This is a genomic window from Bradyrhizobium sp. USDA 3650 (assembly GCF_054057395.1).
The window spans coordinates 4,272,047-4,284,798 of sequence record NZ_JBSRZG010000001.1 but is presented as its reverse complement, the minus strand read 5'-3'; the positions used below and the strand labels follow the sequence as shown (position 1 = coordinate 4,284,798).

12 protein-coding genes are annotated in these 12,752 nt (G+C 66.1%); 6 read left to right on the top strand and 6 right to left on the bottom strand.

Annotated features, from left to right (window positions below):
* The first annotated feature begins 167 nt into the window (after positions 1-167).
* The 6 genes from ACVIN2_RS19935 to argG all read left to right on the top strand — a co-directional run bounded on the left by ACVIN2_RS19935 (position 168) and on the right by argG (position 6,070).
* The gene (locus ACVIN2_RS19935) at positions 168-1,007 is read left to right on the top strand and encodes an SDR family oxidoreductase (protein WP_456766845.1); all 840 of its coding nucleotides are present in this window, start codon (positions 168-170) and stop codon (positions 1,005-1,007) included.
* Positions 1,008-1,124: 117 nt separating this feature from the next.
* Positions 1,125-1,787 carry an invasion associated locus B family protein gene (locus tag ACVIN2_RS19930; RefSeq protein WP_456766844.1) on the top strand — a complete coding sequence of 221 codons (663 nt, stop codon included), beginning with the start codon at positions 1,125-1,127 and terminating at the stop codon, positions 1,785-1,787.
* Between the two features lie 207 nt (positions 1,788-1,994).
* Positions 1,995-3,188 (top strand): 23S rRNA (adenine(2503)-C(2))-methyltransferase RlmN, encoded by a 1,194-nt coding sequence (rlmN, locus tag ACVIN2_RS19925; RefSeq protein ID WP_456766843.1) that lies wholly within the window; start codon positions 1,995-1,997, stop codon positions 3,186-3,188.
* Positions 3,189-3,311: 123 nt separating this feature from the next.
* Complete coding sequence (locus tag ACVIN2_RS19920; RefSeq protein WP_027514939.1) at positions 3,312-3,806, top strand: hypothetical protein; 495 nt, start codon at positions 3,312-3,314, stop codon at positions 3,804-3,806.
* Positions 3,807-3,862: 56 nt separating this feature from the next.
* Positions 3,863-4,639, top strand: a complete 777-nt coding sequence (locus ACVIN2_RS19915) for a phosphatase PAP2 family protein (RefSeq protein ID WP_456766842.1) — start codon at positions 3,863-3,865, stop codon at positions 4,637-4,639.
* Between the two features lie 93 nt (positions 4,640-4,732).
* A complete protein-coding gene (gene argG, locus ACVIN2_RS19910) occupies positions 4,733-6,070 on the top strand; it encodes an argininosuccinate synthase (protein WP_007598765.1) in 1,338 nt (445 codons plus the stop codon).
* A 148-nt stretch (positions 6,071-6,218) separates the two neighbouring features.
* Here argG and ACVIN2_RS19905 read toward each other — a convergent pair whose 3' ends face one another.
* The 6 genes from ACVIN2_RS19905 to ACVIN2_RS19880 all read right to left on the bottom strand — a co-directional run bounded on the left by ACVIN2_RS19905 (position 6,219) and on the right by ACVIN2_RS19880 (position 12,747).
* A complete protein-coding gene (locus ACVIN2_RS19905; RefSeq protein WP_456766841.1) occupies positions 6,219-8,408 on the bottom strand; it encodes an OmpA family protein in 2,190 nt (729 codons plus the stop codon).
* 186 nt (positions 8,409-8,594) lie between these two features.
* Positions 8,595-8,837: a hypothetical protein gene (locus ACVIN2_RS19900; RefSeq protein ID WP_456766840.1), complete on the bottom strand. Its 243-nt coding sequence runs from the start codon at positions 8,835-8,837 to the stop codon at positions 8,595-8,597.
* Complete coding sequence (locus ACVIN2_RS19895; RefSeq protein ID WP_456766839.1) at positions 8,837-9,322, bottom strand: pyridoxamine 5'-phosphate oxidase family protein; 486 nt, start codon at positions 9,320-9,322, stop codon at positions 8,837-8,839. The genes ACVIN2_RS19900 and ACVIN2_RS19895 overlap by 1 nt, the downstream gene beginning before the upstream one ends.
* A 72-nt stretch (positions 9,323-9,394) precedes the next feature.
* Complete coding sequence (locus ACVIN2_RS19890; protein ID WP_456766838.1) at positions 9,395-9,781, bottom strand: VOC family protein; 387 nt, start codon at positions 9,779-9,781, stop codon at positions 9,395-9,397.
* A gap of 21 nt (positions 9,782-9,802) precedes the next feature.
* Positions 9,803-10,627, bottom strand: a complete 825-nt coding sequence (locus tag ACVIN2_RS19885) for an FkbM family methyltransferase (RefSeq protein WP_456766837.1) — start codon at positions 10,625-10,627, stop codon at positions 9,803-9,805.
* A gap of 164 nt (positions 10,628-10,791) precedes the next feature.
* Positions 10,792-12,747, bottom strand: a complete 1,956-nt coding sequence (locus tag ACVIN2_RS19880; protein ID WP_456766836.1) for an ABC transporter ATP-binding protein/permease — start codon at positions 12,745-12,747, stop codon at positions 10,792-10,794.
* Positions 12,748-12,752: the final 5 nt, after the last annotated feature.

Below are 12,752 nucleotides of genomic sequence, written 5' to 3'. Positions count from 1 at the left end.
GGATTTGGCGCGGTCCCACAATCCGGTTTCTTTGTCTGAAATTGCATTCGGCCCTATCCTCGTCATTGCGAGCGCAGCGAAGCAATCCAGAATCCGTGCCGCGGAAATAGCCTGGATTGCTTCGCTTCGCTCGCAATGACGGAAGAAGAAAAGGGAGGATTCAAACCATGTTTGAAACAGGCCTGCTCAAGGACAAGCGCATCCTCGTCACCGGTGGCGGTTCGGGCCTTGGCGCCGCGATGGGGCGCCGCTTCCTCACGCTCGGTGCCGAGCTCGTGATCTGCGGCCGCAAGCTCGATCGGCTCGAGGCAGCGGCGAGCGAGATGCGCGAAGAGACCGGCGGCAAGGTCACGACGATCGCCTGTGATATCCGCGACGGCACCGCCGTCGAGAGCATGATGGACGCCATCTGGCGCGAGGCGCCGCTCGATATTCTCGTCAACAACGCGGCTGCGACTTTCATTGCGCAGAGCGAGCATCTCTCATTCCGCGCCGCGGATGCGATCCTCGCACCGACGCTGCACGGTGCGATGTATTGCACGCTTGCCGCCGGCAAGCGCTGGATCGACGGTAAGCATGGCGGTGTCGTTCTCTCAATTCTCTCGACCTCGACCATCACCGGTCGCGCCTTCACCGTTCCCTCGGCGATGGCGAAGTCCGCGGTGCTGGCGATGACCAAAAGTCTCGCCGTGGAATGGGGCCCGAAGGGCATCCGCACCGTCGCGATCGCGCCCGGACCATTCCCGACCGCCGGCGCCTCGGGCCAGCTCCGCCCCGAGGGTCGCGACGAAGGATGGGCCGCGCGCAACCCGATGGGACGCGCCGGCGAGCACGGCGAGCTTGCCGACCTCGCCAGCTTCCTGGTCTCCGACCGTGCCGGCTACATCAACGGCGAGATGGTGGTGATCGACGGTGGCGCGCATTTGCGCAGCTCCGGCGCCGAGGATTTGTTGCGCTGGACCGACGCGCAATGGGCGGAGCAGCGTGCGGCGCGATCCAGGGCCTAGTCGCCGCGAGCTTCGCTAACTGCCTTCCCAAATTGGACTTTCCCGGCTATCCCTGCCGCGGGGACAATGCGCGACCGGGCCATCTTCCAGTCACAATATTGAGGGAACCACTCCAGCATGTGGCGGGTGCTGATTTTAGCTTTGATGACGGGCGTGGCGGCCTGTGGGATCATCGATTCCGCGCGGGCGCAGACGGCGCAACCTGCGCCCAAGGCTGCACCGAAAGAGGCTGCACCGAAACCGGCCGCGCCGGTGGCCAATACGACTGGAAAGACGGTTGCCAAGCCCGAGAGCAAACCGACGGCCCCTCACGCGGCGGTTGCGGGCGGCGCCGAGCCGACCCTGATCGGTCAGTTCGGCACCTGGGGCGCCTATTCGGCTGCGCCCAATGGCAAAAAGGTCTGCTTCGCGCTGGCCAAGCCGTCGTCGTCGAAGACCAACCCGCCGAATCGGCCGCGCGATCCTGCCTATGCCTTCGTCTCCACCCGCCCGGCGGAGAAGGTCAACAACGAAGTCTCGGTCATGATCGGCTACGCGCTGAAGCCGGGCTCTGAATCCTCGGTCGAGGTCGGCGGCGCCGCGTTCGCCATGTACTCGCAGGGCGACGGTCTCTGGATCAAGAACGCGGCCGAGGAAGAGCGGATGGTCGAGACCATGCGCAAATCCGCCGATCTCGTGGTCAAGGGCATCTCGTCCAAGGGGACCGAGACGACCGACACCTTCTCGCTGAAGGGCCTTGCCCAGGCGCTTGACCGGATCTCCCAGGATTGCAGGCGTTAAGCCTGCGGTCGATAAGGTCGCAATCGGCGGTTCCGGTTGCTATATAGGGGCGGTTCCAAAGGTACAGACGTCATGGCCGGGCTAGAGCGCGAAGCGCGTCTTAGTCCAGATATCCCGGCCATCCACGCGCTGGCTACGGACGGAAAAGAACGTGGATGCCCGGGACAAGCCCGGGCATGACGAGACAGCAGCAATCTCAGGCAACCGATGACCGAGCCGCACAACGCAACGCTGGTGGAGAAGACTCCGCTCGAAACCTATGTGCCGCCGGCGAGGCCCTCGCTGATCGGCCTGTCGCGCACCGAGCTTGCCGATCGCCTCGGCGAGATCGGCGTTGCACCGGCGCAGCGCAAGATGCGTGTGCAGCAGCTGTGGCACTGGATGTATTTCCGTGGCGCCCAGAATTTCGAAGAGATGACGTCGGTCTCGAAGGGCATTCGCGCCGAGCTCGCGCAACATTTCACCGTCGACCGGCCCGAAGTCGTGGCCGAGCAGATCTCCAACGACGGCACACGCAAATGGCTGCTGCGGCTGCCGAGCGGCGACAATGTCGAGCGGGCGCATGAAGTCGAGTGCGTCTACATCCCGGAAACCGATCGCGGCACGCTGTGTGTCTCCTCGCAGGTCGGCTGCACGCTGAACTGCTCGTTCTGTCACACCGGCACGCAGCGCCTGGTGCGCAACCTCACCGCCGGCGAGATCGTCGGACAGGTGATGGTCGCGCGGGATCGTCTGAACGACTGGGCCGATCGCGAAGACGGTACGCGTCGCGTCACCAATATCGTGATGATGGGCATGGGCGAGCCGCTCTACAATTTCGACGCGGTGCGCGACGCGCTGCTCGTCGTCGGCGACAACGAAGGCATCGGCATCTCCCGCCGCCGCATCACGCTGTCGACCTCGGGTGTGGTGCCGAACATCGTGCGCGCGGGCGAGGAGATCGGCGTGATGCTCGCGATCTCGCTGCATGCGGTGCGCGACGAGCTGCGTAACGAGCTGGTGCCGCTCAACCGCAAATATCCGATCAAGGAATTGCTGCAGGCCTGCCGCGATTATCCCGGCGCCTCGAACGCGCGCCGCATCACCTTCGAATATGTGATGCTCAAGGGCGTCAACGACTCGCTCGACGACGCCAAGCTGCTGGTGAAGATGCTCAAGGGCATTCACGCCAAGATCAACCTGATCCCGTTCAACCCCTGGCCCGGCACCGCCTATGAGTGCTCGGACTGGGACCAGATCGAAAAATTCTCCGAATACGTCTTCAACGCCGGCTATTCCTCGCCGGTGCGCACCCCGCGCGGCCGCGACATCCTCGCCGCCTGTGGCCAGCTCAAGTCGGAGACGGAAAAGCTCTCGGCCCGTGAACGCCAGACGCTGCGCGCCATGGCGATGACGGATTGAGTTGATGCGCGCAAATGCTCTCGCATCCTCGTCATTGCGAGCGCAGCGAAGCAATCCAGAGTCTTTCCGCAGAGGCAGACTGGATTGCTTCGCTACGCTCGCAATGACGGCGAGGGTGGTGTGATGTCCCTGATCGGCCGCCTCATCGTCATCTTCATCGGCTTTCTCGCCGCCTGCTTCATCGGCGGCATGATCGTCGTCGTCGCGCTGTTGTTTCCGGAATTCGCCGATCTCGGCGCCGGTCCCGTCGATCAGGGCACGATCGATATCGTGCTCGGGTTCGGCTTCATCTTCGTCTCCGGCTTTGCGCTGGTGCCGGCGGCGGTGATCGTCGCGATCACCGAGGCGCTCTACATCCGCAGCGCGCTCGCCTATGCCGTGGGCGGCGGCGTCGTAGGGCTCGCCTGCTATCTCGGCTTAGTCCCGTTTCATTCCGACACGCTGCAATTCGAAGGCATCGTGCGCCGCCATCTCGAGATCATGACCGGCGCGGGCATCGTCGCCGGTGTCGTCTACTGGCTGATCGCCGGCCGCAACGCCGGCGCCTGGCGCAATCCGCCGCTGCCGCGCAAACCGCCTCCGCCGCTGCCGTCGAATTCAAGACCGGACGTGCGGTGAGTTTCTGACTTGCCACGGGGTTTTCATCCCCTTCCCACTCGGCTAAACCGCGCGCCATGAACCGGACTGGACTCTTCATCGCCCTGGCGCTCTGGCTCGTGATCGGCGTCGTTTTCGGCCTCTATCCCGAGCTTGATCTCAAGCTCGCCGCGCTGTTCTTCGACCCCGCGACGAAGTCGTTTCCGCTCAAGCTGAACGATTGGGCCGGCTTCGCGCGGGATGCCGCGATGTGGGTCGCCTGGGCGTTCGTGCTGCCTACGCTGGTCGCGCTCGTGGTCAAGATGGTCAGGCCAGACCGGCCACTGATGGTATCCGGGCGCGCGATCGTCTTCCTTCTGGTCACGATCATTCTGTCAGCCGGCATCCTTACCAATCTCGCCTTCAAGTCCTATTGGGGCCGACCGCGCCCGGTGGTGGTGACGCAGTTTGCCGGCGACCAGCAATTCGTGCCGTGGTGGGATCCGCGCGGCGGCTGCGCGCGCAACTGCTCGTTCTTCTCGGGCGAGGGCGCGACCGCGTTCTGGACGCTGGCGCCGGCCGCACTGGCACCGCCGCCGTGGCGGCCGCTCGCTTATGCCGGAGCCGTGGTGTTCGGCCTCGTGACCAGCGGGCTGCGGATGGCCTTTGGCGGCCACTTCTTCACCGACGTGTCGATCGCCGGCCTCGTCACCTTCGTCGTGATCTGGTTTGCCTACGCGCTGATCTACCGCTGGCCGCGGACCCGGTTTTCGGACGAGGCGGTCGATGCCGCCCTGACCCGGCTGAACATGCCCGCCTACCGGCTTCGCCAGCGCCTGTTCAGCCGCAAGGCGGGCCCCGAGCCGTCGGTTTGAGCCATTAAAGGGGTGCCGAGCCCCGCGAAATTTGATATTCGCGCGGTCAACCCGTGAAACGACACCCGCCCTTCGAGACCGATTGGAAGCCCCATGACCACGATCCTGAAAAGCCTGCCCAAGGGCGAGAAAGTCGGCATCGCGTTTTCGGGCGGCCTCGACACGTCGGCGGCGCTGCTCTGGATGAAGCAGAAGGGCGCGCGCTGCTACGCCTATACCGCCAATCTTGGCCAGCCCGACGAAGCCGATTACAACGAGATCCCACGCAAGGCGATGGAGTTCGGCGCGGAGAAAGCGCTGCTGGTCGATTGCCGCACGCAGCTCGTCCATGAAGGTATCGCCGCGATCCAGTCCGGCGCCTTCCATATCTCCACCGGCGGCATCACCTATTTCAACACCACGCCATTGGGGCGCGCCGTCACCGGCACGATGCTGGTCGCGGCGATGAAGGAGGACGGCGTCAACATCTGGGGCGACGGCTCGACCTTCAAGGGCAACGACATCGAGCGCTTCTATCGTTACGGCCTGCTGACCAATCCGGGCCTGCGCATCTACAAGCCCTGGCTCGATCAGCAGTTCATCGACGAGCTCGGCGGCCGCGCCGAGATGTCGGCGTTCATGACCGCGCAGGGTTTTGCCTACAAGATGAGCGCCGAGAAGGCCTATTCGACCGACAGCAATCTGCTCGGCGCGACGCACGAGGCCAAGGATCTCGAAAGTCTCGACAGCGGCATCAAGATCGTCAACCCGATCATGGGCGTGCCGTTCTGGCGTGACGACTGCAACGTCAAGGCCGAGAAGGTCGTGGTGCGTTTCGAGGAAGGCCAGCCGGTCGCGCTGAACGGTCAGACCTTCTCCGATCCCGTCGCGCTGTTCCTCGAAGCCAACGCGATCGGCGGCCGCCACGGCCTCGGCATGAGCGATCAGATCGAGAACCGCATCATCGAAGCCAAGAGCCGCGGCATCTATGAAGCGCCCGGCATGGCGCTGCTGCACATCGCCTATGAGCGCCTCGTCACCGGCATCCACAACGAGGACACCATCGAACAATACCGCATCAGCGGCATGCGTCTCGGTCGCCTGCTCTATCAGGGCCGCTGGTTCGATTCGCAGGCCCTGATGTTGCGCGAGACCGCGCAGCGCTGGGTCGCCCGCGCCGTCACTGGCGAGGTCTCGCTCGAGCTGCGCCGGGGCAACGATTATTCGATCCTCAACACCGAGAGCCCGAACCTCACCTATGCGCCGGAGCGGCTCAGCATGGAGAAGGTCGAGGACGCGGCGTTCACACCGGCCGATCGCATCGGTCAGCTCACCATGCGCAACCTCGACATCAACGATACCCGCGCCAAGCTGAAGCTCTACAGCGACACGGGCCTGCTCTCGGGCAGCGAAGGCTCGCAGATCTTCCGGCTGGAGAACGACAAGGGCTGACGCGCTCGTAGCCCGGATGGAGCGAAGCGAAATCCGGGACTTTCGACCAAGCCGATAGAACCCGGATTGCGCTTCGCTCCATCCGGGCTACGAAACAAAACAAAAATGGCCGGGATTGCTCCCGGCCATTTTGCATTTGTGCTTCGCCTCAGCGCGGCGGCGCGGTGCCGGGCGGGGGCGGCGGCAGCGAGGCCTGGCCGCCGTTGAGCAGCGGCGTGATGTTGCGGACGGTCACGCGCCGGTTGATCGCGCTCGGTCCTTGCGTCTGCTCCTTCAGGTACTGCTCGCCGTAGCCCTGCGACGTCAGGTTCTCAGACGGCACGCCGAATTGCTGGGTCAGCAATTCGGCTGCGGACTGCGCACGACGGTCCGACAATGACAAATTGTCGACGTCGTTGCCGACCGCGTCAGTGTGTCCCTCGATCAGGAACACCGCGCGCGGGTTGGCTTGGATCGCCTGATTGAGACCGTCGGCGATCACTTGCAGCTTGGCCGCCTGATCCTGGGGGATCGTCCACGAACCCGTCTCGAAGGTGATCGAGTTGACGTCGACGCTCGGCATCTGCATCCGAACATTGGGGCTGTAGCGGATTTCGTCGAGCGTATAACGTCGATCGATCCGCTGCACCGGCGGTGCCTGCATGGTCTGGTAGATCACGTCCGGCGACGCCTCCTGGGCGTCGACGATATAGCGGTCGTAGGGAATGTTCACGACCGGCGGCGGCGCGTCGACATAGAAGCCGCCGACCGACTGCGGATCGCGGTAGCTGTTGTCGATGATGATGAGCTCGCGCCCGCGGGGATCCCTGCGGATGCGTCGCAGCAATCGACCGTCCGGACCGACCGTCGTGATGATCTCGCTGCCGTCGGGACGGATCACCACGGTGCGGGTATCCGCGCCGACAGTCTCGGTGCGGATGTCGCGGGCGCCATAGCGGAAGCGATAGAGATCGTTGCCGCGGACGTAGGCCTGCCCGCCCGGATCGCGGATGATGATGCGGTCCGGCTCGGTGTAGACGGTGCGACCGCCTTCGACGGATTCGCGCCGCTGATTGTGGAGGTCGGCGATGGTGGCTCCGATCACGGCGCCGGCCACCACGCCTGCACCGATCGCGAGCGGCGTGAGGTCACGCTGCGGCGGACGCGGTGCTGGCGGCAGCGGTGCTGCGATCCTCGGCGCGGTTCGGAAAGCCGGTGCAACCGTCGGCGGCGCGTATTGCGCCCTGTTGGGCGGAGGCGTTGCGGCCGCGGAGCCCGAGACGGTGCTCGGTGCCGCGGCGCCGGCGGGGGGAGCCGGCGGCCGGGGCGGGGCGCCTGCCTGCGGCTGGGTCGGCGGAGTTCCGGCAGCGGGCGCGCCAGCAGGAGGCGTTCCTCCCTGCTGGCCTGGGGTTGGCGTCGCGGCTGGAGCCGGGGTCGCGCCAGGAGCGGGCGTGGGTCCCGCACCGGGACGTCCGGGCGGGGGCGTCGGAGCGCCACCGGGGGTCGGGGTGGCCGTCGGCGCGGGCGTGGCGCCCGGAGCAGGTGTCGCTGATCCTGCAGCCGGGGGTGCGCCAGGACGTCCGCCGGGGGGCGGCGCACCGGGGCGTCCAGTCGGCGGCGTGCCTGGTGTGCTGCCCGGAGCCGGCGTTGCGGTCGGCGCAGGTGTTGCTGTCGGAGCAGGCGTGGCGGTCGGGGCAGCAGGCGTTGCCGGGCGCGCTGCGGGAGCAGCAGATGCCGGAGGCGTTGCTGTCGGCGCAGGCGCAGGCCGTCCCGAAGGACCGGCCGCAGGAGGCGGCGGAGGTGTCGGTGCGTGCTGCTGCGGAGCAGGAGGTGCGGGAGCCGGACGAGCCGCGGGCGGCGTCGGAGGCGGAGGTGTGGGTGCGTGCTGCTGCGGTGCCGCGGCGGGCGGCGGTGCCGGGGGCGTGGGAGCCGGGCGTGCCGCGGGCGGTGCAGGAGGCGGCGCATGCTGTTGCGGAGCCGCAGCCGGGGGCGGCGACGGCGGCTTCGGGGCCGCAGGCGGTGGCGGTGGCGGTGGCGGTGCCGGGCGGGCCGCAGGTGGCGGCGGAGGCGGCGGCGGAGCTACGGGGCGCGGCGGTGCGGCAGCCGGCGGAGGTGCCGCGGGCGGATGGGGCGGTGCAGCTGCGGGCGGCGGTGCGGCCGGGCGCGCGGGCGCCGCAGGCGGCGCGGCCGCTGGCGGTCCCTTCGGCGGCTGCTTCGGTTTTCCGTCAGGGCCGGTCTCTTGTGGCTGCGCCTGCGCGACGACGAGCGGCGGCGCGCCTTGCGCATGCGATGCGGAGCTTGCGAATTGCATCGCGGTCAGAGCCGTGGTGGCAAGCAGCACGAAACGAAGATTAGTCATGATGGTGAACTTCCCCGGAAGGTTCTTTGACGAAGTGTTGGGATGAACAGCTACGCGTTAGGCCGGATTGTGGCGGACGAAGCGCACGCGGCCCGATTTATTTCTGCACGCAAATCACCTCACTATGGTGACGTTCATTGCGCATTCAGACGCAGGTTGCAATTGCCTTGGATGTGATGCGTCGCCTCATGCGAGATCCCGCGGCGGACTTGCGTCCGTCGCGGGATTCGGCGTGAGCGGTCCGTTCGGTCCGCGTGATGGAATCTCTTCGGGCATGCGGCCCGGCAATTCGTCGGGCGGCGCAGGCGAGCCGGGCTCGCGCACTGGCGGGGCGATTTCAGGCTGCGGATTGCCCGGCGGAATCCCCGGCGGCGGCTCGGTGGGCGTGCCCGGTGTCGAAGGTGGAATCTCGGGCGGCTCGATCGGCATTACATCGAGACCTTGCGGTTGTCGCCGAGATCGGGCCGCGTGTTCGTCACCGCCGCGGCTGCCATCTTCACATAGGAGATCACGGTGCCGGGCGAGTCCCAGAACTCGGCATCGTCGGGCGTGACCTTGAGCACGCGGATGTTGGGATCCTCCGCAGAATCCCACCACGCCTTGGCCGGCGTCGAGAACAGCTCCTTGATCTTCGCGCGGTCATTGGAAACGACAGCGGTGCCCGTCAGCGACACGTATTTCTGGCTGCCCGCATCCGCGAACGACAGGTTGATGGACGGATTGCGCGCGATCTCCTCGTCCTTGTGACGCCGCGCGTCGGTGAGGAAATATATCGTGTCCGCGTTGCGATCGAGATATGCGCTCATCGGCCGCGCGCGGAGCTTGTCGCCATCGCGCGTCACCAGCATCGCGAATCCGATCGTCTTCATCAGATCCCATACGCGATCGATATCGCGGGCATTGTCGTTGGCCATGTCGTGCTCCTTCTTGCAAGGGACGACAACGGCGCGCGCGGAACGAGGTTCCGGCCGGAAAATGGAACTTATCTATTCTGGCGCGTGGCAAACCGCCTCGATGTTGTGGCCATCAGGGTCGAGCACGAAGGCGCCGTAATAGGTCGGATGGTAATGCGCCCGGATGCCCGGCGGCCCGTTGTCGCGCCCGCCTGCCGCAATCGCCGCCTTGTAGAACGCATCCACCGCGGCGCGGTCCTTTGCCAGGATCGCGACATGCACCGGCTTGTTCAGCGCGCCCTCGCCGCCGATCCAGAAATCCGGCTTGCCGTCGGCGCCGAAGCCGGCGGCCGGATCGTGTCCGGTCTGCTCCTGCGTAACTTCCATGATCAGGCCGTAGCCGAGCGGGGCCAATGCCTTGGCGTAGAACGTCTTGGCGCGCTCATAGTCGGAGACCGGGAAGCCCATATGGTCGATCATCGTAACCTCCGTCGTTCGTCGTCAGCGCGACAGGAACGTATTGCTCCGCGTCTTGCGCGCAACCACAAAGCCGCGCGCGACCATGTCAGCGATACAATCTTCCCGCCAATCCTTTTGTGACAAATGCTCGATCACCACCGCGCGCGGCCATAGCGATTGCGGCGCGTCGCGGAAGAAGCCGATCAGCACGCGATCCTCGAAGCCCTCGACGTCGATCTTCAACGCGTCCACCTTGGTGACGCCGGCTTCGTCGAGAATGCGCGTCAACCGCAGCGAGGGCACTTTGATCGCCTCCGCGCTGGCCGTGCCGATGACGACATGCGTAGCGCCGAGATTGCCGCCCCCGCTCTCGATCATCAGCTCGCCGTCGCTGTCGCCGGCGGCCGCCTGCACCAAGCGCACTTGCGTCGCTTTCGACGCGGCCTGGTTGAACGACAGCCGTCCAAACGTCATCGGATGCGGCTCGATCGCGACCACTTTTCCCGATGGCCCGACCTGTCGCGCCATCACCAGCGCGAAGGTGCCGACATTGGCGCCGACGTCGACGAACACGCCGCCGTCCGGGGTGTGCTGGCGCAGGAAGTCGAGCTCGTCGAGATTGTACTCGGGATTGAACAGCGCGCCGCGCTCGGTCGCGCTGCCCTGGTGATAGAAGCGGAACGATGCGCCCTGGTACTGCACGTCGATCGGACCGCCGCGCAGCAGGTTCACCAGCCGCGACAGCCACGGCCGGAATGCGCCGCGCTTCAGCCGCGATTGTGTCGCGAGGCGAATGATCGCGGCCTGCGCCGCGTTCGGCGCAAACGCGCCGAACGGCGCGGACGAAGGGGCATTGTCAGTCGCCAAGTCAAAGTCCTCATTGCAAGCGGCGCATGCATAGCCGGTTTTGAAGAGGACTCCAATCGTTCACGAGAGGTCGGTAGCCCGGATGGAGCGCAGCGTAATCCGGGGTTCTCGCCTTACGGATAGACCTTCCCGGATTGCGCTTCGCTCCATCCGGGCTACGCCCCTCACGCCGCCTTTTTCGCCGGCTTGCGTTGCCTCAGGAATCGCCCGAGCAGCTTGCGCTTGCCCTTGCGCGGGATCAGCTCGATGTCGCTGACGAGTTTTGCGCCGCCCTTGCGGCGCTCCAGCACGATCTTGCGGCTGTGGAAGGCCTCCAGCTCGACGCGATGCGCGACGCTGACGATGGTGGCCTTCGGCAGCTCGTCGGTGATCATCTTCATCATCTTGTCCTGGCTCTTCTCGTCGAGCGCCGAGGTCGCCTCGTCGAGCACGACGATGTCAGGGCTGTGCAGCAATAGCCGCGCGAAGGCGAGGCGCTGCTTCTCGCCACCGGACAGCGTCTGGTCCCACGGTGCTTCTTCTTCGATCTTCTCCTTGAGATGGTCGAGGCCGACCTTGTGCAGGGCCTCGCCGATCTCCTCGATGGTCCAGTCGTCTTCCGCGCCGGGATAGGCGACCGCGCGGCGCAAGGAGCCCGAGGGAACGTAGGGTCGCTGCGGCAGCATGAACAGCCGCCGGTCGGGATGGAAATTGACGCTGCCGCCACCCCAGGGCCAGAGCCCGGCGATGGCGCGCACCAGCGTGCTCTTGCCGGTGCCGGACTCGCCGGCCACCAGCAGCCGCTCGCCAGCCTCGACCACCACCTCGGTCTCGCCGACCACGGCGGTGCCGTCGTCGAGCGTGACGGAGAGATCGTTCAGCTCCAGCATGGCGTCGTCGCTGGTTTCGCCGCGCTTGATGCGGCCGAAGCCGTCGCCCTGCTCGGCGCGCTCGAGGCCGTCGAGCGACATCATCAGCGAGGCGATGCGGCGAGCGCAGGCATTCCAGTCGGCGAGCCGCGGATAATTGTCGACCAGCCAGCCGAACGCGCTCTGTACGATGGTGAAGGCGGAAGCCGCCTGCATCACCTGCCCCAGCGTCATGCTGCCGTCGAGGAATTTTGGCGCGCAGAGCAGCAGCGGCACGACCGGCGCAACGAGGCTCGATCCCTGCGACACCAGCGTGGTGCGCATGTGCTGACCCGCGAGCCGCGCCCATTGCCGCAGCACGTTGGTGAAATTGCGGTCGATGCCGTCGCGCTCTTCTTCCTCGCCGCCGAGCAGCGCGATGCTCTCGCCGTTCTCGCGCACGCGCGTCAGCGTGTAGCGAAAATCGGCCTCGGCCTGGTTCTTGTCCTCGGAGACCTGCACGAATTGGCGGCCGATCACCAGGATCGAGCCCGATGCGAGTCCCGCATAAAGCATCGCGGCGATCACCAGGAAGCCGGGAATCGTCACCGACGATCCCGCAAGCGTGACGGTGAGCGCGCCGCCGATGGTCCAGAGCACGACGATGAAGGTCGCGGCCGACAGCAGCGCGGACGTCACGCCGGCGAGAAAATCCACCGGCGAATCGGTCGCGACGCGCAGATCCTCCGCGATCCGGTATTCCGGATTCTTGTGGTCGCCGCTGACGAGATTGAGCTGGTAATAGCGGCCGTTGCCGAGCCAGCGCGTCAGCACGCTTGCCGTCAGCCAGGCTCGCCAGCGCCGCTGGATGCCCATGCGCGCGAACACCTGCGCCACGCCGAGCACGATGCTGCCGATCGCGAGCGGGAAGAACACCGCGGTGAGATGGAAGACGGTGGACGCCTCGCGTTTTTCGATCGCGTCGAAGATCGCCCGATTCCAGACATTGATGCCGTATTGGAAGCCGACGGTCAGGACAATCAGCACGCCGAGGCCGATGGAGTAGAGCCATGCCAGCCGGTCGCCGTTGCGGCCCCAGAAGCCGCGCGCGCTGATCCAGAAGCGGGTGAGGAGATAGTCCTTGCGGGCCTGCTCGGCCTCTTCCGGCGACAGCTCCGGGTCGGGCTCGACCAGCTCGGGCGGCGGCGGAGCCACTTCCCCGCCGGTCTCGCCGACGATTTCGACGATGGGCGGCTTCTTGCCCGATTCGCGTTTTCTGGCCGGCTTTTGCATGGCCG